This is a genomic window from Pseudomonas capsici (assembly GCF_017165765.1).
Lineage (GTDB): Bacteria > Pseudomonadota > Gammaproteobacteria > Pseudomonadales > Pseudomonadaceae > Aquipseudomonas > Aquipseudomonas capsici.
The window spans coordinates 1-21,376 of sequence record NZ_JAFGZD010000010.1 but is presented as its reverse complement, the minus strand read 5'-3'; the positions used below and the strand labels follow the sequence as shown (position 1 = coordinate 21,376).

Annotated in this window: 20 protein-coding genes and 1 pseudogene; 8 read left to right on the top strand and 13 right to left on the bottom strand. The window is 53.3% G+C overall.

Annotation, left to right across the window (positions count from 1 at the left end; translation table 11 throughout):
* Nucleotides 1-157 precede the first annotated feature (157 nt).
* Nucleotides 158-1,102 carry an alpha/beta hydrolase gene (locus JSY17_RS15000; RefSeq protein WP_206402233.1) on the top strand — a complete coding sequence of 315 codons (945 nt, stop codon included), beginning with the start codon at nucleotides 158-160 and terminating at the stop codon, nucleotides 1,100-1,102.
* A 37-nt stretch (nucleotides 1,103-1,139) separates the two neighbouring features.
* Here JSY17_RS15000 and JSY17_RS14995 read toward each other — a convergent pair whose 3' ends face one another.
* The 3 genes from JSY17_RS14995 to JSY17_RS14985 form a co-directional block, all read right to left on the bottom strand.
* The gene (locus JSY17_RS14995; protein WP_263942950.1) at nucleotides 1,140-1,718 is read right to left on the bottom strand and encodes a hypothetical protein; all 579 of its coding nucleotides are present in this window, start codon (nucleotides 1,716-1,718) and stop codon (nucleotides 1,140-1,142) included.
* 10 nt (nucleotides 1,719-1,728) lie between these two features.
* A complete protein-coding gene (locus JSY17_RS14990) occupies nucleotides 1,729-2,337 on the bottom strand; it encodes a hypothetical protein (protein ID WP_117166625.1) in 609 nt (202 codons plus the stop codon).
* Nucleotides 2,338-2,642: 305 nt separating this feature from the next.
* Complete coding sequence (locus JSY17_RS14985; RefSeq protein WP_117187037.1) at nucleotides 2,643-3,170, bottom strand: DUF3237 domain-containing protein; 528 nt, start codon at nucleotides 3,168-3,170, stop codon at nucleotides 2,643-2,645.
* Between the two features lie 292 nt (nucleotides 3,171-3,462).
* Here JSY17_RS14985 and JSY17_RS14980 point away from each other — a divergent pair, with 292 nt between their 5' ends.
* A complete protein-coding gene (locus JSY17_RS14980; RefSeq protein WP_117166627.1) occupies nucleotides 3,463-3,894 on the top strand; it encodes a nuclear transport factor 2 family protein in 432 nt (143 codons plus the stop codon).
* Between the two features lie 24 nt (nucleotides 3,895-3,918).
* Here JSY17_RS14980 and JSY17_RS14975 read toward each other — a convergent pair whose 3' ends face one another.
* Nucleotides 3,919-4,761 carry a CAP domain-containing protein gene (locus JSY17_RS14975; RefSeq protein ID WP_206402229.1) on the bottom strand — a complete coding sequence of 281 codons (843 nt, stop codon included), beginning with the start codon at nucleotides 4,759-4,761 and terminating at the stop codon, nucleotides 3,919-3,921.
* Nucleotides 4,762-4,859: 98 nt separating this feature from the next.
* A complete protein-coding gene (locus JSY17_RS14970) occupies nucleotides 4,860-5,651 on the bottom strand; it encodes an SDR family NAD(P)-dependent oxidoreductase (protein WP_206402227.1) in 792 nt (263 codons plus the stop codon).
* A gap of 140 nt (nucleotides 5,652-5,791) precedes the next feature.
* On the opposite strand from JSY17_RS14970, the gene JSY17_RS14965 reads away from it, so the two are divergent.
* Nucleotides 5,792-6,367: a TetR/AcrR family transcriptional regulator gene (locus JSY17_RS14965; RefSeq protein ID WP_200976460.1), complete on the top strand. Its 576-nt coding sequence runs from the start codon at nucleotides 5,792-5,794 to the stop codon at nucleotides 6,365-6,367.
* Here the strand turns inward: JSY17_RS14965 and JSY17_RS14960 are convergent.
* On the bottom strand, nucleotides 6,364-7,101 hold the full coding sequence (locus JSY17_RS14960) for a GNAT family N-acetyltransferase (RefSeq protein WP_206402225.1): 738 nt from the start codon (nucleotides 7,099-7,101) through the stop codon (nucleotides 6,364-6,366). The genes JSY17_RS14965 and JSY17_RS14960 overlap by 4 nt on opposite strands.
* 474 nt (nucleotides 7,102-7,575) lie before the next feature.
* On the opposite strand from JSY17_RS14960, the gene katB reads away from it, so the two are divergent.
* On the top strand, nucleotides 7,576-9,054 hold the full coding sequence (gene katB, locus JSY17_RS14955) for a catalase KatB (RefSeq protein ID WP_162880511.1): 1,479 nt from the start codon (nucleotides 7,576-7,578) through the stop codon (nucleotides 9,052-9,054).
* 53 nt (nucleotides 9,055-9,107) lie between these two features.
* Nucleotides 9,108-9,641, top strand: a complete 534-nt coding sequence (locus JSY17_RS14950; protein WP_117181257.1) for an ankyrin repeat domain-containing protein — start codon at nucleotides 9,108-9,110, stop codon at nucleotides 9,639-9,641.
* A gap of 120 nt (nucleotides 9,642-9,761) precedes the next feature.
* On the opposite strand, the gene JSY17_RS26055 is transcribed toward JSY17_RS14950, so the two are convergent.
* The 4 genes and pseudogenes from JSY17_RS26055 to JSY17_RS14935 all read right to left on the bottom strand — a co-directional run bounded on the left by JSY17_RS26055 (nucleotide 9,762) and on the right by JSY17_RS14935 (nucleotide 14,104).
* The gene (locus JSY17_RS26055) at nucleotides 9,762-10,358 is read right to left on the bottom strand and encodes a methyl-accepting chemotaxis protein (protein WP_408636095.1); all 597 of its coding nucleotides are present in this window, start codon (nucleotides 10,356-10,358) and stop codon (nucleotides 9,762-9,764) included.
* Nucleotides 10,359-10,877: 519 nt separating this feature from the next.
* Nucleotides 10,878-11,405, bottom strand: a pseudogene (locus tag JSY17_RS26050) (MCP four helix bundle domain-containing protein); the annotation flags it as partial.
* Between the two features lie 168 nt (nucleotides 11,406-11,573).
* Nucleotides 11,574-13,673, bottom strand: a complete 2,100-nt coding sequence (locus tag JSY17_RS14940) for a hybrid sensor histidine kinase/response regulator (RefSeq protein ID WP_206402221.1) — start codon at nucleotides 13,671-13,673, stop codon at nucleotides 11,574-11,576.
* 212 nt (nucleotides 13,674-13,885) lie between these two features.
* Nucleotides 13,886-14,104, bottom strand: a complete 219-nt coding sequence (locus JSY17_RS14935; protein WP_117181255.1) for a DUF6434 domain-containing protein — start codon at nucleotides 14,102-14,104, stop codon at nucleotides 13,886-13,888.
* 117 nt (nucleotides 14,105-14,221) lie between these two features.
* Between JSY17_RS14935 and JSY17_RS14930 the strand changes: the two genes are divergently transcribed.
* The 3 genes from JSY17_RS14930 to JSY17_RS14920 all read left to right on the top strand — a co-directional run bounded on the left by JSY17_RS14930 (nucleotide 14,222) and on the right by JSY17_RS14920 (nucleotide 16,808).
* Nucleotides 14,222-14,548, top strand: a complete 327-nt coding sequence (locus tag JSY17_RS14930) for a DUF6966 domain-containing protein (RefSeq protein WP_206402220.1) — start codon at nucleotides 14,222-14,224, stop codon at nucleotides 14,546-14,548.
* A gap of 171 nt (nucleotides 14,549-14,719) precedes the next feature.
* Entirely contained in the window at nucleotides 14,720-15,619 is a 900-nt protein-coding gene (locus tag JSY17_RS14925) for a hypothetical protein (protein WP_206402219.1), read from the top strand.
* A 148-nt stretch (nucleotides 15,620-15,767) separates the two neighbouring features.
* Complete coding sequence (locus tag JSY17_RS14920; RefSeq protein WP_206402218.1) at nucleotides 15,768-16,808, top strand: hypothetical protein; 1,041 nt, start codon at nucleotides 15,768-15,770, stop codon at nucleotides 16,806-16,808.
* Nucleotides 16,809-17,129: 321 nt separating this feature from the next.
* Here JSY17_RS14920 and JSY17_RS14915 read toward each other — a convergent pair whose 3' ends face one another.
* The 3 genes from JSY17_RS14915 to JSY17_RS14905 form a co-directional block, all read right to left on the bottom strand.
* On the bottom strand, nucleotides 17,130-17,597 hold the full coding sequence (locus tag JSY17_RS14915; RefSeq protein WP_206402217.1) for a hypothetical protein: 468 nt from the start codon (nucleotides 17,595-17,597) through the stop codon (nucleotides 17,130-17,132).
* A 939-nt stretch (nucleotides 17,598-18,536) separates the two neighbouring features.
* Entirely contained in the window at nucleotides 18,537-18,728 is a 192-nt protein-coding gene (locus JSY17_RS25700) for a hypothetical protein (RefSeq protein ID WP_232849471.1), read from the bottom strand.
* A gap of 299 nt (nucleotides 18,729-19,027) precedes the next feature.
* The gene (locus JSY17_RS14905; protein WP_232849470.1) at nucleotides 19,028-21,112 is read right to left on the bottom strand and encodes a hypothetical protein; all 2,085 of its coding nucleotides are present in this window, start codon (nucleotides 21,110-21,112) and stop codon (nucleotides 19,028-19,030) included.
* Between the last annotated feature and the right edge of the window lie 264 nt (nucleotides 21,113-21,376).

The following is a 21,376-nucleotide window of genomic DNA, read 5'->3' as shown; positions in this document are numbered from 1 at the left end:
ACAGAATCAAGACATAAACCCTTGCCTGACGCCACTATAAAGACGATCGGTTCTGCGGCCGACGCAATATTCTGTAACCGATTTCCCCCGCGCCGCCTTGCAAGAGCGCAGCGGAATCGGCATTTATTTCATTTTTGTTGATCGGACATTGCCCCTCATGCCGATATTTTCTCTTGCCCGTCTCAAGGCTCGCCGTTTTACCTGGGCGTGCATGGCAGCTTTGGTCATCGGCTTGCCCGTAGGCTGTGCGGTCCTGGAGCACAAGGAGCGCGAACTGGTGTTTCGCATCGAGCCCGGCAATGCCAGCTGGTACAGTGGCCTGCCCGCCGACGTACAGGAACTGGAACTCAATACGCCGGCCTTTGGCACCTCGCAGAACATCCATGCCTGGTGGTGGCCTGCGACGCGCAAGGATGCTCCGGCGATTCTGTACCTGCACGGCTCACGCTGGAATCTCACCGGCCAGTTGTTCCGCATCGAACAACTGCGGGGCCTGGGCTTCTCGATTCTGGCCATCGACTACCGGGGCTTTGGTCAGAGCATGGGCCAACTGCCGTCCGAAGACACCGTCTATGAAGACGCACGGATCGCCTGGGATCGGCTCAAGCAACTGCAACCAGACCCGCAACGCCGACTGATCTACGGCCACTCGCTGGGCGGTGCCGTGGCAGTGGACCTGGCCGCCGAGCTGGGACGCGAGGCCAGGAAAGACGAAGCCCCGACCCAGGCTCGCGGATTGATCATCGAATCCACCTTTACCAACCTGGCAGACCTGGCGGCAGCCATCGCCAATACATCGTTGCCGGTACGCTGGCTGCTTTCCCAGAAATTCGATTCGCTGGACAAGATCGCAGACATTCACATGCCGGTGCTGATCGTACATGGCACCGACGACCGCTATGTACCGGCACGTTTCAGCGAGGAGTTGTTCGAGGCGGCACAGGAGCCGAAGAATCTGTTGCTGGTACCAGGCGGCACTCATAACAACAGCATGCGCCTGGGCAGACAGGCTTACAGCCAGGCCATCCAGACCTTGTTAAAGGCTACGATCTCGCCGGAACAGGCGAAGAAAGAAGAGAACAGGCAGAAACAGGCGGGGTAAAAGTTGCCGTGCCGAAACTGCTTCGGCACGGCATCGATCAGATCAGCCCCTTGCCAGCAGCTTCTTCAAGAGCGCTACGTGCCAGTTGCTTGACCAGAGTGTCCGTGGACTCATTGAAGGGAACCGCAAAGATCAGGAACAACTGCAGCCAGGTCGTCAGCTTCTCTTGCTTACGTACCTGGCCCAGCTTCTTGCCGTCCTTGTCACGGAAGGTCAGCTCAAGCGACAAGGTGTTATCAAACGTGTTGGGGATCAGGAAAAGGGTGAAACCTGTCAGAAAAGCGCCTGCCAGATTGCCTTCTTCATGATTGCGCAGCGTCGCGGTGACATACAAATCGGATGATTGCTGCTCGGTTGTAATCCCGGAAAAACGCTGGCTGTCCTTGAACTCCTGAAGCAACAGCTTTTCCAGGCCTGCGATATTGGTATTCGTGTTCATCGCATTGTCGTTATGCGCATACTCGGCAAGCACTTTGAGGTAGACGGCAGGTTTATCCTGCTTGGCCGAAGCAAGTGGCCATTGCCCTACAGGCGCCAACTCGTGATGGGAATACGTCATGCAGCCTTGCAGGCTGAGGGAAAAAACAATGGCCAGCAACGCAAGAAACTTGTTCACGAAAATATCCTTATTCTTTTGGAAGTTGTTGAGTGGCATCTTTGAGCAGGATGTTGACCAACTCGGTCAACTGATGGGAACCCAAGGCCATGTTGTAGTAATCGTTATCCCAAAGCCCTGTGTTTTGATCGCGCTTGACCACCTGCCGTGAGGAGGCCAGTTGCTTGCCTGTGCGATCCTTGATGCTCAGTTCACCGGCAAGATCATATTTATCGACATAGATAGGGCCGTTGACCCAGATCCAGACCGTCAACGTCAGCAAGGCACCGGGAAAATAGCCTGGATGAGGCGTACGCTTACCCTTGAGAGAGGTGAAGTTGAATGTCAGCTCGACATCTTTCTCGCCGACCTTGGCCGGAAAGACGATCATTTTCTGGAAGAACTCGCCTCGCTCGATGTATGTGTTGATCTGACTGGTCAACTGAACGCTGATATTACGACGTACATCGGCTTTGATACTTTCATCCGAAACCTCTACATCCTTGACCGAGGCCCCGACAGGCAAAGTGTGCTCAGCCACTTCGACAGGAGGGGCAATCGGGCCGGCAGGTGTAAAGGAGACACACCCCGTCAACATCAGCCCCACGAAGCCGATCACGGCGCACTGCAACTTATTCATTTAACGAACATCCTTGAGATGTAGCCGAAAAGCGCCATCTGACCTTGAGAAAGTGGAGGCATGCCACAGGCTATCGCCTGTCCGCGACACGCAAAAGATGGCTAAGAGCCATCTAGGGCGGCGATTGTAACCACTCTGTGTCAGGCTTGCTAATCAATTGATGCTGCGAGGAAAGGTGCGACAACTGGATGGGATGGGGAGGAAGACGCTTTACGGGACGATACTTACGCCAGGCGCATTCATATCAACATCCCTGTGGGAGACACAAAACCAACGCTCCGGCCCTGGAGCGGCAATTCTGCACTTCAGTACTTGATTCGATAAATATTCAACAAGGTTTCATTGGCATATATATATTCCACCTTGCCGATAAACGCACTGTGTTCCAGCCAGTCATTGGGGCCCATGGCGACCTGGAATCGCGGAGTGCAGGTGCATTCATAATGCCCCGCAGTGACCGGCCATACGCCGTCCTGAATTTCCTGCTGCCCGGTTTCATCCAGAATCAGCACGCCTTCGTTGATGACGTTGATCAGTTCCCCCAGGTCCGTGCGCAGGGTAAAGCGCGCATTCAAGCGGGCCACATCGCCTGAGTTTTCGATAAAGAAGTCGGAACCGCCCGGCAACACCACGCCTTGAAACTGCTGACCGTAAAAGTCGCCACCCACAATGGAAGTATTACTGCGAAGACCGTCACTGCATACACCCAGAAACGTCGGGGCATCCGTGCGTAAAGTGATAGTGAGAACCTTTTCCAACAAAGGAGCCTTTGTTGTTGCAGTCAGTGCACGCTCGGTTCTCTTGCGAGAGTCGTTAAAGTCAATGACATTCATATATACCTCTCGCCTTGTCCATGTGCATACATCTGCACATATAATCATTACATTTCTATAGTCATGCCACTACTTAACAACGCATCAAGTTTCAGCTCATCCCAGTTTGATTGTCAAGATAATTGTACTGGCCAGTTTACTTAATAGGATAAAGGTCACATTAGCAATCCGCGCAACAAATCCTTGCCATCCTTCTAAAAAAGACTAAGTTGTACGATGACGGATGAGAACTGGAGATCAGCTCAGCAAAACGACAGTCCGTCCGACTCTAACTACAAAAAAGGACCTGTTCATGAAAAAGCTCAAACTGCTTGTGGGTTTTCTGTGTCTCTTTACCGGATTCGTGTCCGCCGCACCCTCCTCGGATGAAAGCGATGTGGCGGCTGCCGTGGATAAACTGACCCAGGCCATGTGGCACAAGGATATCGGGCAACTCAAGGCGCTGACCGCAGACAACCTCTCCTACGGCCACTCCAGCGGCAATATCCAGGACAAGCAGGCATTCATCGGAGATATCGAAAGCGGAAAAAGTGCTTTCAACGAGCTGAAAATGCTTAACCAGAAAATCATCCTGTCCGGCGATGTCGCTCTGGTGCGCAATCACTTCTCGGCTCAAGCGGTGAATAGCGGCAAAGTGGTGCCGACCGAAATCGAGAACTTCCAGATCTGGCAGAAACAGAACGGCCAATGGCTATTGATTGGCAGGCAGGCGTTCCGTTTCTGATTCAGGCCATACGGGCGGCTGTGTTCACTGCGAACCGAACATGGCCGTCCAGTAAATCCCCGCATCGCTCTTGGGATCTATGGCATAGGCTGCGCCCAATTCCCGGAAGCCCGGATTCATCAGATTGGCGCAATGGCCGGGACTGGCAAGCCAGCCATCGACCACCTTGCGTGTCGTGTCCTGGCCAGCGGCAATGTTTTCACCGATCTGTTGGGCAATGTAACCGGCCAGCTCGGCCCGATCTCCCGGCGTACTGCCATCACGGCCCTTGTGGTCGAAGAAGCTGTTATTGGCCATGGACCGAGTGTGCCCTTCGGCCGCCGTTGCCAATGTAGCGTTCCAGGTCAGCGGCGTGGTCGCATTGAAGGACTGAGTGCCACACTGACGTGGCTGGGCACGTGCCGTGTTGATCAGCTCAAGCAGCTTTTGTCCCTCGGACTGCCAGTCTCCCAACCGCGCAGCCAGCAGCGAGCGGGCCAGGACAATGCGCCATTCCCGCCCTTCACGGCTCACACCGATATCGACGAATTGCGGGTCCAGCACCACCTGGCAAAAACTTTCCTGCACCGCTTTCATGGCAGATTGCGCATCTCGCGGCCCGGACAGGCTGATGGCCTGCACCGTCACCATCGGATAGGAGGCACGCGCCAGCGCCTGCTGCAAATCGCCAGAGCCGGTGGCAGGCAATACCAGACGCGAATCGCTGACCAGTGGCGGCAGCTCCATGGAAACCTGCCCCGCACAGCGTTGAGCCTGACTGCGATAGAGATTGATCGAGTCAGCCAGTTGCGTTTCTTCCGTGGCCAGCGCAGCCACGGAAGACAAAGACACCACAGCGAGAAGGAAAAGAGATGACAAGACGCGCATGAAAGAGCCTACCTTTGGACCGGATCTGCACATGATGCGCGATTTAACTGGCAAATTGCACTCTGCCGGGTACAGCATCAGGCCTCCAGCAGATTCCTTCAGCGCGAAACCATCTGATAGCGCTCTGCGGCATGCGCCTGCCTGATCTCGCACATCAGTCCTTGCCGCGCAGCATCCAGAGCATCCCAACGTGCAGCCTCGTGCAATGGCGGGATAGTCACCAGCTCACGCCGGTCAAAACCGACCAGAGCGGCATCGACCAGCTCCTCCACGTCCATCACTTCAGGCAGCTTATTGATATCAATCCCTGCACGCTCCCAGATCTCGGTGCGGGTCGAGGCCGGGAGAACGGCCTGTACATAAACACCTTTGGGACCGAGCTCCACATTCAAGCCCTGCGAAAGAAAGAGCACGAAAGCCTTGGTCGCGCCATAAACCGACATACCGAATTCCGGCGCAAGACCGACCACCGAGCCGATGTTGACGATGGAGCCCTCACCCGCCTGTGCAAGCCTGGGCGCGATGGCAGCGGCGAGCCGCGTCAGAGCAGTCGTATTCAAACCGATCAGCCGGGTGAGATCGTCGGCGCTCTGGTCGAGAAAACCTCCTGACTGGGCAATCCCGGCATTGTTGATAAGGACTCCGATCCTGGCGTCATCGCGCAGGCGTGCTTCGACGGCAATCAAATCGTCGGGATGAGTGAGATCGGCCTGAAGGACATCGATGGTGACATTGTGTTCCTGGCGAAGATGCGCTGCGAGGGTTTCCAGGCGCGGCTTGTCGCGGGCAACCAGTACCAGATTGTGGCCACGGCGTGCAAAACGTCTGGCGTAGGTAGCACCGATGCCGGAAGAAGCGCCGGTGATGAGAACGGTCGAAAGGCTGGTCATTGTGCTGCTCTCTTGAGTCAGATGGGCAAGTGGTAGAAATAATGATGACGATCATAATCATAACCGTCAACAGTTTTGATGATGAACAACATCAATGTATAGTGACTGCCTGAGGGTCAGCAAAAAAGGCATCTGAAAGAATGAGAGTCAGCAAGGCACAGGCACAGGCGAATCGGGCGCACATCGTCGAGACGGCTTCCCGACTGTTTCGTGAGCTAGGTTATGACGGCGTGGGCGTCGCAGATCTGATGGCTGCGGCAGGCTTCACCCATGGCGGGTTCTATAAACACTTCGGCTCCAAGGCCGATCTGATGGCAGAAGCCGCTGCGAGCAGTTTTGCCAGCAACGTGAGCGATCTACAAAACCTGAGCACTGAAGAGTTCTTCGCTCGCTATCTGTCCCGTGAGCATCGCGATAAAAGAGATATTGGCTGCACGATGGCAGCGCTCTGCGCAGATGCGGCGCGTCAAACCCCGGAGATCAGGGCCACGTTCGCCGAAGGGATTGAAAACATGCTCGAAAAAACCGGCTCCGAAAGCCCGGACAGCGGCGATGCAGAGCAACAGCGGACCAGAATGATCAGCATACTGGCCCATGCGGTGGGGGCAATGATGTTGTCACGCTCCTGTCCGGATGACTCACCGCTGGCGGATGAAATTATCGATGTATGCCGGGCGCAGATACTTGCGAACTTGTCGGCAGACGTTAAAGGCTAGGCTTGCGAGCCTCCCACCAGAACCGGTCCTCGCGCGCCACTTCGCAACGCGCCCTCACCCAGGCGCTCCACCACGAGCGCCCTGGCGTGACGGGTCATTTCGTCCAGATGCCGATCACGCTTTTTCTCGGCGTCCACCATGGCTCTCTTGCCGTGCTGCTTGAGCAGGTACGCATGAATCTGCCGCACCTCCACTGAGCGGTAAATGGGCGCGACATCCAGCACGGCCAGCAGCCCATCCGTGCCGTGGTCCCGGGTATTCATGATGACTTGAGGGCCGCGAGCACCAATCACCTGGAACCCCAGCGATTCGAAGCAAGGCACCTTGCCAGCCACACAGCAGAGTTCTGCGTGGGGGTAACGACCAAGCATTTTCTGCAGCATGCCGCGTGCGATCCCCTGACGGCGGTGACTTTCTCTGACGGCCATATACGCCACGGCACAAGCCTGGGGATCGTCCTTGACCGGCAGGTACAGGACAAAGCCGGTCACGATGGAAGGATCCTCTTCATCCAGCGCCACGATCAGTTCCACCGCAATGCCTTTGGAACCGTCCATGCCATCCAGATAGAGATGGACCTCGTAGCCGATGCCATATTGATAGAGGTTGTACAGCGGATTGCTCGGAGCGATGGCAACCATGCTGATGTCGGTAACGTAATCGACCACCATCTGCAGAATCTGGCTTTTGATGGCTTCGGGAGGTGTAGCTTCAAGCAGGGTGACAATGGACATCAAGCGTGTGGCTCCGGGGCTTACTCATGACAATGTGGCCGCACCATCATAACGCGCCAGAGCCTGGAGCACGGCAAGAATAAAAATGGCTACCCTGAAGCACGGCTTGCAAAAAGTTGAATCGCCACTGTTTCACGGAAGATAAACTCATTATTGCCAACAAAAGCACAATCACGCCCGAAAGCACACTTGCCCGACATACAGATAGCCACTATCTTAACATCATTACAAAATGAAACCTTCGGAAACATATTAACCCTGACATATAAATAATATTTCTCATCGACGTTTCATTGTGTCCCCCTTATGTACGTCATTCACATTTATCTCAATCGCCCCGATAAATTTTTACGATTACAGATAAATGCTCATCCGCCTAGGATAAGTCCGCTGAATACAAAAATATGAGGGATTCAAAAAATGCCGTTTTTAAACTGGTCTGGACAAGTGCTGCGTTTGACTGCTGTCGGCTTGATGGTTATTCCGACCGCTTATGCAGCAGATACATTAACCCGCGACAATGGCGCCCCTGTGGGCGATAACCAGAACTCACAGACTGCCGGCCCTCAAGGGCCTACGCTGTTGCAGGATGTGCAGTTGCTGCAAAAACTCCAGCGTTTCGATCGCGAGCGTATTCCCGAGCGCGTGGTTCACGCCCGTGGTACAGGGGTTCGCGGTGAGTTCACCGCTTCGGCCGACATCAGCGACCTGAGCAAGGCCAAGGTGTTCAAGCCGGGTGCAGCGACGCCGGTTTTCGTGCGCTTCTCTTCCGTAGTGCATGGCAACCACTCGCCTGAAACATTGCGCGACCCTCACGGTTTCGCCACCAAGTTCTATACCGCAGATGGTAACTGGGACCTGGTCGGTAATAACTTTCCAACCTTCTTTATTCGTGACGCCATCAAGTTCCCGGATATGGTTCATGCATTCAAGCCTGATCCTAGAACCAATCTGGATAACGACTCACGCCGTTTCGATTTCTTTTCCCACGTTCCGGAAGCCACTCGCACTCTGACACTGCTGTATTCCAATGAAGGGACACCTGCCGGTTACCGCTTCATGGACGGCAACGGTGTACACGCCTACAAACTGGTGAATGCCAAGGGCGAAGTGCATTACGTGAAGTTCCACTGGAAATCGCTGCAAGGCATAAAGAATCTTGATCCGGCACAAGTGGCTCAAGTGCAGTCCAAGGACTACAGCCACCTGACCAACGATCTGGTCGGCGCGATCAAAAAAGGCGATTTCCCGAAATGGGATCTATACATTCAGGTGCTCAAACCTGCCGATCTGGCGAAGTTCGAGTTCGATCCGCTCGATGCCACCAAGATCTGGCCTGACGTACCCGAGCGCAAGATCGGTCAGATGGTCCTGAACAAGAACGTCGATAACTTCTTCCAGGAAACCGAGCAGGTCGCCATGGCTCCGGCCAACCTGGTACCGGGTATCGAGCCTTCCGAAGACCGCCTGCTGCAAGGCCGTGTGTTCTCCTATGCCGATACGCAGATGTACCGTCTGGGTGCCAATGGCCTGAGCCTGCCGGTCAACCAGCCGAAAGTCCCGGTCAACAACGGCAACCAGGATGGCGCGATGAACACTGGCCACACCACCAGTGGCGTCAACTACGAGCCAAGCCGTCTGAGCCCGCGTCCTTCCGATGCTCAGGCACGCTACAGCCAGTCGCCAGTAAGCGGCACCACCCAGCAGGCGAAGATCACCCGCGAGCAGAACTTCAAGCAGGCTGGCGATCTGTATCGCTCGTACAGCGCCAAGGAGCAGAACGATCTGGTCCAGAGCTTTGGCGAGTCGCTGGCTGACACCGACACCGAAAGCAAGAACATCATGCTCTCGTTCCTCTACAAGGCTGATCCGAACTACGGCACTCGGGTAACCGAAGTGGCCAAAGGCGATCTGGCCAAGGTCAAGGCCCTGGCTGCGAACCTCAAAGACTGATCAAGTCGATAGCCGGCCCCGCAAGGGGCTGGCTGTTTTTCAGGAGAACGCCCATGCGAACCTTACTTTACGCACTGGTCCTGTTTGCCGCAGTCGCTCAGGCAGAGACACCTTCGGAGCAGACCACCAACCAGTTACGCACTCTGTTTTTCGACGCCTCCCGCGAGGGAAACAGCGAGATGATGGCAACCTTCATCGACGCTCACTACGACCTGAACATCCAGGATGAGAAAGGTTATACCGGGTTGATTCTGGCGGCCTATCACGGCCACGAACAACTGGTCACCCAATTGATCGATGCCGGTGCCGATCCGTGCACCAAAGACAAACGCGGCAATACCGCCTTGATGGGCGCCATTTTCAAGGGCGAACTGAGTATCGCCAAGCGCCTGGTCGAAGCCAATTGCGCGCCCGACCAACGCAATAACGCCGGCCAGACAGCTTCAATGTATGCCGCTCTGTTCCAGCGCACCGAAATTTTGCAGGCCTTGGCTGCCAAAGGCGCCGACCTGAGCCTTCGCGACAGCATGGGCAATGATGTGAACAATCTGTCCAGAGGCGAGTTTCAGGCACCGGCAGTGCAGTAGACAATCACTTTGTGGGAGGCAGCTTGCTGGCGACTTCAACGGACAGATGCAGAATATCTGTCGGTTTCCAGGCTTTTTCGCCAGCAAGCTGCCTCCCACAAGTAATACAGCCAGCACCGCTTACGCGACCTTGAAGAACGCAACCTTTCCGGTCAGCCGATCAGCCAGCTCCGCCAGTTCCTCACTGGAACTCGCCACTTCACGTGACCCGGCGGCCGATTCAAGGGTGGAGCTGTGGATGCGGTTGATATTCTGGGCAACATCGTCCGCAACAGCGTTCTGCTGACTCGAGGCGCTGGCGATCTGGGCGTTCATTTCATTGATAGCCCCGACCTCTTCACGAATCCGGCTCAATGCCGCCTGGGCATCACGGGTCTGCTCGACGGTGGTGCGAGCCAGCTCACAGCTCTGCTGCATGATCCGCGTGGCGCCTTGCGTGCCACCCTGAAGCTTGCTGATCATCTCGCGGATTTCCTGGGTGGACTCCTGAGTCCGTGTCGCCAGGGAACGCACCTCATCGGCCACGACCGCAAAGCCGCGACCATACTCACCGGCGCGAGCAGCCTCAATGGCCGCGTTGAGCGCCAGCAGGTTGGTTTGCGCGGCGATGGAGTTGATCACCTCGATCACGGTTTCGATGTTTTCGCTGTCCCTGGAGACCTGATCCACCGTCTGAGTGGCCTGTTCCAGAATGGTCGCCAGCTCCTGAATGGTCATGGCAGCCTCGCCTACCATGCGGTGACCGCTTTCGACCTGGACGTCTGCAACCTTGGTCGCTTCGGAAGCCTGGGAGGCATAGCCCGACACCTGACTGACCGAACCCGCCATCTGGTTGATGGCCGTCGCGATATGCTGAGCCTCATTGGTCTGCAGGCTGATCTGACGGTTATTGTCGGCCGAGGTGGACAGCAGTCGTACCGACGAATCGGTTACATGCGCCGCCGCAGCCCGCACTTCACTGATGGTCTGGGACAGATTCCCCAGCGTGTTTTTCAGGGTGCCCATGACGCTGCCGGGATAATTCGACTCGATCTTCTGGTTCAGATCGCCATCAGCCAGCCGACGAATCACCTCGGCAACCTCTGCCGGCTCGGCACCCAGCGTCGACCTTACAGAACGAATGATCGCCACAGACACACCGATGCTGAGCAACAGCGCGACCGCGGTCGCAATCACCATCAGCAGCATGAAGCCGCCAGCAGTTGCCTGCACGTTATCGAGCAGCCCCTTGATCTGCGCTTCCTCATGATCGATCAGCGCATTGATGCGCTTGAGCCATTCGCTGTAATCGGCAGAAGTCTGGGCCAGCAACATGGCCTGCGCGCCCGCCACGTCGTTGTTGCGGCGCAACTCCAGAACCTTGTCCGTCGAGGCCAGGGCCTTGCGCTCGATATCCTTGATGTCCTGCAGCAAACGTTTCTCTTCGCTGGAAACGTTCTTTTTCTCGTTGAACAGGCGGTCCATCGGTCCGGCGGAATCGTCATAATCCTTGCGCAGGCTCACGATCTCGTTCAGATGCCGGTTGAGGTCCTGATCGTTATTGACCAGTACGGCATCGCGAATGGAAATGGCGCGGTTGTGAACACTGCCACGGAAGTTGATGGCATAGCGTTGGATCAGCGCAGAATTGTCGCTGACATACTTCAAGGTATCGTCAATAAACCCGACACGCTGAATACCCACAGCGGTCACCAGCACCAACAAGGACAACACAGACGCAAAGCCCAATCCGATGCGCTTGGCCAATGAAACGGGTTTACTCATGACACACCCCAGCGAGAGTGAAAGTTGGCAGACCGAATAGCCAGTGGCTATCAGTGAGCGCAATCTACTCCCACTCAGGCTATGGGCACAATTGAATCTGGAGTTATTACTCCATAAATATTCTTGATGCAGGAAAAACCCCGGCCACGCGAAGGATCGCCGGGGTATTCAGTCTTCCAGATTGATCATTTCATGGATGCGACTGGCAAAAGCTTCCATGGTGAATGGCTTGGTCAGCACCCACATGCCCGGCTCCAGATGGCCGTTGCCGATGATCGCGTTTTCCGCATAACCGGTGATGAACATCACCTTCAGATCAGGCCGAAGGATACGTGCCGCGTCAGCCAGTTGCCGGCCATTCATGCCGCCGGGCAAGCCGACGTCGGTCACCAGCAGATCCACGCGCATATCGGTGCTCAGCATTTCCAGTGCCGTCGCCCCTTCTGCGGCTTCGACCGATCTGTAGCCATGATCTTCGATCACTTCGCTGACCAGCATGCGAATGGTCGGCTCGTCGTCGACGATCATGATCGTCTGGGTAGACTCGGTGCGGATGTTTTCCGCAGGTTCCAGCTCCGGATCAAACAACTCCTGCGGCGCGCCCAGATAATGCCGGGGCAGATAGAGGCACATGGTCGTGCCCTGATCCTTTTCCGAATAGATCCGCACCTGGCCACCGGACTGTCGCACGAAGCCATAGACCATCGACAGCCCCAGCCCCGTGCCCTGCCCCAGCGGTTTGGTGGTGAAAAACGGATCGAACGCGCGATTGATCACTTCCGGGGTCATGCCCGTACCGGTGTCGGTGACACACAGCGAAAGATATTGCCCGGGAGGCATATCCCGCGCCACGCATGCGCGTTCGTCGATCCATTTATTGGCGGTCTCAATGGTGATACGACCACCTCCGGGCATCGCATCGCGGGCATTGATACACAGATTCAACAGGGCGTTTTCCAGCTGAGGCGCGTCGATAAAAGTCGACCACAGCCCGACCGCCGTCACCACTTCCACCGTGATATGCGGCCCGACAGAACGACGAATCAGCTCTTCCATACCAATCACCAGCCGATTGATATCGACCGGCTTGGGATCGAGGGTCTGGCGTCGTGAAAAGGCCAGCAGGCGATGAGTCAGCGACGCTGCGCGCTTGGAAGCATCACGGGCAGCCGCGACATAACGATCGATCTCGTTATAGCGCCCCTGGCTCAGGCGTGCCTTGAGCAGCTCCAGCGAACCGGTAATCCCCGTCAGCAGATTGTTGAAGTCGTGGGCGATGCCGCCCGTAAGCTGGCCGACAGCCTCCATCTTCTGCGACTGCCGCAAGGCTTCTTCGGCCTGGCTCAGGCGAGCCTGTTCCTGAAGACGCTCACTCACGTCATAGGCAAACAGATAGGCGCCGATCTGCTTGCCATCGACGTTACGCAGGTTGCTGTAGCGAATTTCATAGTGTCGGGTGTCATCCGCAGAATCGCCAAAGCTGGTGATCTCGACGAACTCCTCCCCTGCCAGCGCCCGCTCCCAGAAGCCACGAATGACCTCCTGGCTGTCAGGCCGATGCTTGAGCAACTCGAGCATGTTGTCGCCCACTCTCGGCGTAACCCCGAACAGACGCTCGAACTCTCGCTCGGCGGAAGCATTGATTGCCAGCCACCGGTACTCGGGATCGATGACATGAATGAAAGCATTGGTCCCGTTGACCACATCGGACAGCACCTTGCGCTCGGTGACCGCCTCGATGATGCGTGCTTCCAGCGTCTCGTTCAGTTGCCGCAAGGCCTCTTCGGCACGCTTGCGCTCGGTAATGTCCTGAAACAGCACCGCCACCTGGTTGCGACTGGCCGGCTCGATACGAAAGGCCGTCAGCGCCAGATAACGCCTGGTTGCCACCAGCTCACGCTCAAAGCGGATCGGCTCGCCGGTACGCAACACCTTGCCATAGAACTCGACCCAGCCATCGGCCTCTTCGGGGACCATCTGACGCAACGTCTGCCCGACAACGTTGGGAATACCGGCATGAAAGGCATAGGCCGGATTGGCCTCGATATGGATGTAGTCACTCAAAGGCCCGTGCGGACCGTCGAAAAACTCGATGATGCAAAAGCCTTCGTCCATGGCATTGAACAAAAAGCGATAGCGCTCCTGGGACGACGCCAACTCCAGCTCGGCCTTCTGCCTGTTGATGCACAGCTGATCTTTCAGGCTCAGGTTTTCCTGCTCAAGCGCCTTTAGCTGGCTTTTCAGGCTTTCAATATCGGTCGGAGTCAATGCTGCTGTACCTGGAGGTATTGATTACGCTGTTTCGAGTTCCGCAGAAATGCATGCACACGCTACGAGAAAAAACGACTGGCGACAAAAGTTAGTGGCGCTTTGGAATCATTAGAGCATTGAGTTCTCAGCAAATTCCATCGCAACTCCATGAAAAGAGCGCTGGTCGACAAAAAATATCCAAACGGATATGCATGACTCGAAAAATCACCCTATCGAGGTACTCCCTGATACCTGCGCAGCCATTCATCCACCAGGTCCCCCATGGTTTTCTCAGGTCCATCGCCAATCCAGGCCATGAATGGTCTGTCGAACTTGAAATCAGGGCCGCAGTGCTCGGTCATGAAACGGCGGACATTCTGGGTGTTTTTGTAGGTGGCGGTGACGGGGGTGGATCGGGTGATGGGGTCGGAGTGCCAGTTGAAGGGCATGAGGGTGGCCTGTGTGGATTATAGGGCGTTGTGTTCGATGGGAATGAGTGAAAGCACAACCTTGAGACATAATCGCCGCGGCATTCCATTAACACAACGAGTTCAAGCGAGATTCAAATGGACACGAAAACCGAAAAGCTGATCAGCGTTCTGGACGAACTCGTTGCAGTACTTGAAAGCGACGGTGAAGAACACTGGAGCCAATGGATGCGCGATGCACGCGCACGATTGGCCGACGCCGATCCGTCAGGAATGACCAGACTTCGGTCGGCCTACGGCGGTATGGGGTCGTTCAATGATCTTGTGCTGGGGCAGAGTTACAGGAATGGTGCTTTGTGCTGGAAGTCGGGGCATGGGGAGTTGAATCAGAGGTTTTATGGATTGCGGGATGAGGTTTATCGGCTTTTGGGGGAGGTTGGATTTAGGGGGGAAGGTCGTGAGTGACCAGAAGCACCACAGGGCGACTCTGCGATTCCGCTTCACTAGCAGAACTGCGAAGTTGAAGAGCTCCTCCTCGTAATATCTACCCATCACAGGGACAGACCAGCGGCGTCCCCATTAAAATACCGATTCATTTGCCTCGAATGGTCGGGGCACCGAGTGTGAGGGATTGTAATGGCTAATTTGTGGGAGCCGGTTAACGGCATTTATACAGCTACGGCACCATTGCTCCCTTGGGTTGCCAACCTTTTCAGCATTGACACGATTAAAGGAGGCGGCGCTCTGATAAGTGCCGGGTTCGGTGCTGGTATTGGTGCATGGATGGCCGGCCACATTGCCAAGAGCACAAAGCTGAGGGACGAGCTATTAACTGAACTTCGCAGTATCGACGTCGCACTAACGTTATGTGCATCGATAATAGATGTGGCAGGGGCTCTCAAAAAGCAGCACGTATTGGGACTTCTGAGTAAATACGAATCAGATTTGGCAAGGTTCGCTCTGTATAAGGCAGCCGAAAATCAAGCGGAACCATTCTCGTTGAGTATCGACAACCTGAGGTTCCAAACAATAACACCACCAATTGTTGAACTCCAGGGGCTCATTCTTAAGAACATGAGCGTATCGCCCAATGCGGTGAAGTCAATGATAGCCCTAGCAGACGCTATCGGAAATCTTAACGGCATGATCGACGCGTATAACGAGCTCTTAGAGATGTTTAGAAACGGTGGATTGCCGGCAGGTTTCGCGCCCAAGCATTACTACCTCGGACTGCCAGTCGGAGGGGTTATCAACAATGAATACGGCTCGGCAGTGCGGGGAATAGCCATCTACACCGACGATGTTATTTTTTTCGTTTGTAAACTCGCTGACTGCATCAGTTCACAGGCGGTTAAAGTCCGCGACCGGTATGAGAAATTGTCTGGGGAAAAGCGCCTGACTCGCCGAATAGATCCACTTGAAGAGAATACAAGCCTGATTCCTCCCGACAGTGCTTATGAAGGATGGATGAGAGGATGGGAAGAGGATTTTAGCGTGGCGGCCAAGAAGCGGTGGTGGTATAGCAAGCAGAAGTGACAACATCTATGTCCCTCCACTGTCATTATCGGACACTTCCAATATTTAATTTTCTAGCCGTTTAAGTTAGAGAGTAGATTCTGATCTGACGGCTCGACTAACTGTAGTGCGGCAATCCATACTTCAATGACTCATATTCTAAAAAATCATGAATAAAGACGAACAGCATGATCGCCAAGTTTTCTTTGATGGCATTCGCAACTACCCTTTCATCCGCCCAGACGGGCGACTCGTTCTTGAACCATTTGGAGTGTACTTATCTCACTGTTTCGGCTTCGATGGGATTCTTGAACTTTCACCCCAACCAATAGACGTTTACAGACTCTTGATCGATATCATTTATCAAGACTTGGGCAACGATAATGCGCAGCGGTACATCCAATTTCAAAATATCGCCGACTGGCGACCCGAAGATGTCTATATCTATCCCGAAAAAAAGATGACCTGCATCCATATAGGCGGTCTGGTATCAGTCTCGCACTACTGGATTTACGAGATTGGCCATTCGCTGATGGGCATCCCTGAGCCTGAGGAGCCGGGCAAGTATTTTGCTTGGGCTAAAGAAGAGTGGCTCGCGGTCTATACGTTTATCAACGGTTACCACAACGCGCTGATATCGTTTCAAAAGCATTTTGATCAGAGCAATATCAGCCAATCAGGCTACTCGCTGTTTGAGGCGCTGCATTTAGCTCGCGCCATAAACATAGATTTTGATGAGGCGGTGAGCCAGTTAAAGGTACGACAGCAGGCACAACAGGCGGCAATGGCGCAGATAGCAAAAGCGATGAAAGATGGTTATTACCTTGAAGCCATTACGATTGAGGAGTGCCTGATCAGCAATTGCCTGTTCAATTTTTTAGATGGTATAGGTACTAGGCTGCCAAGACCTTCCTTTCACAAGCTGCTCAAGACCATGGCCAATAAGCAGTGCTCAGCTCACGCCTATCCCACAGAGCTACTGCTGAAAATTGATACATGGCGCTGTGCTCGAAACACAGCCATCCACGGCTTCATTTCCTCGACAACGGTGGAGTTCGATGCTTCACACACTCACTTCCAAGAGTCTGCGAAAATCACCGCGACAGCGGGTGAAGAATATTGCAAGGCAATAGTCTCTTGGTATGAGTTGGAATGCGTGAACTTTGTGAAGCATGAATTTCCTTCGGAACGTAAGAAAACCGTGTATTGAGTGCTACGGCTCGACTATAGCAGGAGAAACGCTTGTAGATTTTCGCTCAGGCCACTCATGGGTGGCCAATTTTGGCCGACTTTATTGAATCTCTTTCCTGAAACAGCCGGAAAATTGATCGGTGAAACGAATTTTCATCAAATTGTTACGGGAGATCCGAATCTACTAACATCTGTCGAAAGCGAAGAATTCAATCAAAGATGCATTCTTTTTCTACGGAAACCATGTCCAACTTTTTCAATAGGATCGGCCAGAAGCAGTCATCCGAACCATTTGGTTGAATGCATAAAACTCTAGTGGCTGAGCGTTGCCGAATATCAATCAATTACCATCCAAGGTGCTTATCCCTCTAATTAACTCTCTCATTGCACTAGAGATTTTTTGCATTTCAGAAAAATGCGAAAGGCTATCATCTTGCCCATAGCAATTAGACTTCAAACAAATCTCCTTAGCTCTAAAATATGTTTCGGGATACTTATCTTGATGCTTCTCTAAAAAGGCAAGAACTGAAAGTGAGTACCCTATCATATTTCCTGCGGTACTTAAATCCCTTGGATTTGATAAAGATGTAGCTTGCCTTTCTATTTTCTTTATTTCGGAAAGCTCACTAAGCTGCAACCTAACACCTTCTTGATAAGAAGTAAACCCCAGAATCATAGCCACAATTAATGCTGAATATGCAGCATGAATAAATTTAGCCCACCTCGTATTTTTTGATATAAAAAGACTCAGCACAGATGCCAGTGACCCCAATACCCCAAACAACCCCCAAAACCCTAAATCAGCCACTGCGACTCCCATTTACTACTGAATTGTTTATTTGTAAACTCTATAAAATCACAAGCCCTACCAATAATCAATTGTTGCCTTTACGATCTCCGGCCAACTTTTAAGATCTAGGCTAATTCGGGCACCTTATATAGACCTAGAGCCACTGACGAAGCCTCATAACACTATCAAAGAGAGAAGGATAGCTGATGAGCGTTACCATCTAAACAATTTTGACGAGAACGGTCAACTCTTGGTCCAGATTGTATGAAAACGCCATAGGGCCCATATTCGGTGTTTTTCACGTGTGGTGGATCTATAATTCCTGTCTCCCCGCACGTCATACCATCTTGGTGTGGCAACTGCACCGATGGTGCCTCCAGAAATAGACACGACATAGTCGACCGATCTTTGGCAGAGGATGGCATGCGATGAGCGGATTACCAGCTTAAGAGGCATGAGCGAGAGCGGGTCAATGTCGAGGCACTCTCCTGATGTGTCGCGAAGCGACAATGTCAGTTCCGTCCATTGGTAACCATCTGAATCTTTGCAATCACCGTCAGAGTCAACATCACATCCGGTTTACCATAGATGTTCAGCAATGCAATAGAAGTCTGGTAATGGTCTCACCGGCGTGATTTGAATGGAATAACGAGTAGACATGATTTTTTAGCTTCGTCTATCTGTCAGGAGGGGAAGAGTATCTCGGAGCCTAAGACTTCAGCAATCAGAGTCACTGCCCCAGACCATCTACGTAGAGGACCTAGCTGGATCCTCAGAAAATCACCTTAATCGAGAAATCAATACCTCCCCTGCTTCAATTCGTGAGAAAACAACATCAGGATCCGTCTGGCACTAGTTTCAATAAAAGGCGAGGTTAGTGGCCTCCAAAAACCTGCTTTACCGGGCTCTCAAGGAGTACGACTAATTTAGGGGCCGCCCATTGCTGTGCGAGAACACCTACTTGTTTGCCTGAAGCGCAGCTAATCCAAATAGCTTCATCCCATTGATGCAGGGCAGGTGGTACATGGTTCGTATGGCTTCGAACAGTGTGCGCAGTGTTGCGGTCGGATCGAGCTGGATTGAGCTGGCATGGCTGCTCAGATCGTCTCCTGCATGGACGCTGTCTCGATCAATGGCAATGGCCAGCATCATAATCCCTTGAGTGATTTGAATTCAGGCTAGCCAGCGTATAGGGCTGAGTGGCTAGCTGTCTACAGTCCGCTCCTAGCCGCTAACAACCAGATATAGGGTTCAGCTTTCTGATTTTTTCGGCTAACGAGCCTACGTGCACTATGACGGCAAGACTAGGATAACGTTTGGCCCTCGGAGCAATGAGCCAGTTCACATTGCATCGCCTACCCTGACATTTAAAACAATTACTATCTCAGCGCCTAAAAGTATCTGAGTAGAAATAGCCTATTGCTTCTAGCAGCGAGTCGATCTACTGTTCAGTTTGGAAAACACCGAACTAGATCAAGCACAAAAATAGCAATTCTTCCTTCTTGGGTAGAGCTGTTCGTGGCGACGAGCATCTCTTTCAGTTCATCAGCAGTTGTTGGAAGCGCTTTATGTAGCCCTCGGCTCTTCAGCTTCTTGTTTTTTTGTTGTTGGTCTCCAAACCAGAACACCAGATAAATACCACACTCCTCCGCACGCCAATCTCTGGTATAAAACGTGTCAAGCTGTATATCTGCCCCCTTCCAAAGCTCGGAGTGCCACTGCCCTTTGATCTCGATCGGAATCCGAAGTGTCCCCACCGAACAAGTAATATCGACTTCTTTATCGGCAGCAACGTGCGTCTCTGGATCGAATATAAGCCCCTCTGCTCCTTGGCGAAGAAGCCCTAGAAGATGATCACGGCAACGTTCCTCCGAAAACGGGACTTTTTTATCGTCATAGAATCCGCGCCAGGACTCAGCATCGTCGCTCTTTATCTTCGCTTGGACGATCGCGAGCTCTTCAAGCACAACAGTCTGCAGATCAACAAGGGATATAGGGGCAAGACTGCGTGCAATTGCATCGATAGCGGCAAGCGTCGGCGGATTGTACGCGGCTTCTACGCGAATACGCTTCTGCTCGGCGATAACAATCTTGACCGATTCAGAGTAGCTATCGTCAGGCGTGCCCCTCAAACGTAACAATGCACCAATTGCCTCTTCACTGGAATCATTACCCAGACGGCGGATGAGATAAACTATGAAATTGCTTGCATCCCAAGGGTTTGAATCCCCTGACGAAACTCCACTGGGGCGCTCAACCATTGGCCATAGTAATCGGAACTTATCAATGATCCACTCACTCTGAGGAACGTTAAGAAGAATGCTGGTGTTCTCACTGGTACGGTCACTGATTCGATGTCGTATGTGCCAAAGTAGCTCCGGCTCGATCGGGTTGGCCCCAAGCCTCGCTACAGTGCCAGGAAAATCCACAATAAAACCAACCGCATCCCAATTCCGCCGGCGCTCTTCGTCAGCTAATGTTGAACGAAGCAATAAAGCTCGGCGCAGCTCTTCAAATCGCTTTGAGCGGATTAGCCTATCGACTAATTCTAATTCTGGATCGATTGGTAAATCTAGAAAACGCTCCAACCATTCTGCCGCAAGTTTGATGCCGATGGAGACATGAGCCTTATCTCGCATAAGTGCATACAGACCATCTACGTGTTCACGTCGCTCCTGCAGTTGTGGTTCATGATAGAGGCGCATTGCCTCTTCCCAGATACCGCGAGCTTGGATGGCAGCTTTTAAGGCATCTTGCAGTCCTATAATGCCTGCATGTTTTTCGATAGGGGTACAGCGTAGTTCAAACAATCCTGCCATTAGGCGCTCATCAGAAAGGTCATCGAACCCTGTACCATTCCGCAGACGCTCGGCGAGCGCGGCAACGATAATATATCCCGCACTGTAAGACCTGCCTTTAGCATTGCTCATCGCTATCTGCTGCGCAGTGGGCTCTGGAGGATCAAGCATCATAAAAGCTTCAAACCCCAGATGCGCTAGCTCCCCGATATCGCCTCCAAGCCATTGCCCAACACGCTCATGAGCAGGTACATCTTTTCCAATGTCATTAAAAAGGCCGAGATAGGCCTGAGCAGGACTAATAATCGAACCGTAGTCACCTGCGCGCATTTGCTCGGTACAAGAAGCAAAGTGATTTCGATGTACTATGTGAGCGGCTACTTGTTTTTCATAACGCTCTCGCTCTCGCTCAGCCTGCTCGACCTGCCAGTCAGGTATCGTCTGCTCTGCGAGTTTGTCAATCCACGCCAACAGGTCGGGACGAAGAGAAGCAAAGAGTCTTGCTGCTGCACGAACCTCTGCACCTGCGTTGCCATCATGCCGAATAAGCTGGACCACATCGCGCCAGCGTTCGTCTTCGCTATTGGACGGATCTAGGCAATAAAGTAGCGAAACAACATCGGCATCAGACAGCATAAAACCGGTCGACCGCTGGCTCAACTGCCAAGCTTGCTGATAAGGATTATAATCATTGCCAAGCTCTAACAGCACTAAGCGCTGAACGGACTGACGCAACTCATCATTGCGTTGGATGAGCTCATACAATCGCTGATGAGTATTACGCTGGTATCCCGCACTGATATGAAAAGGCTCTAACCAAGTCCAAAGTCTACCTGCAGTAACATCGCCAGCCTCCAATGCACGAACGACTAGATGATATGCAAGATCGGTCAGGACATCATTTCCAGGGCGTTCATATCGAGTAAGCGTACGGCGAACTCACCTTCCGAACTCCAGCATTAAGGGCGATGGTGTCCGCGTATTTTTAAGCGGACGCGA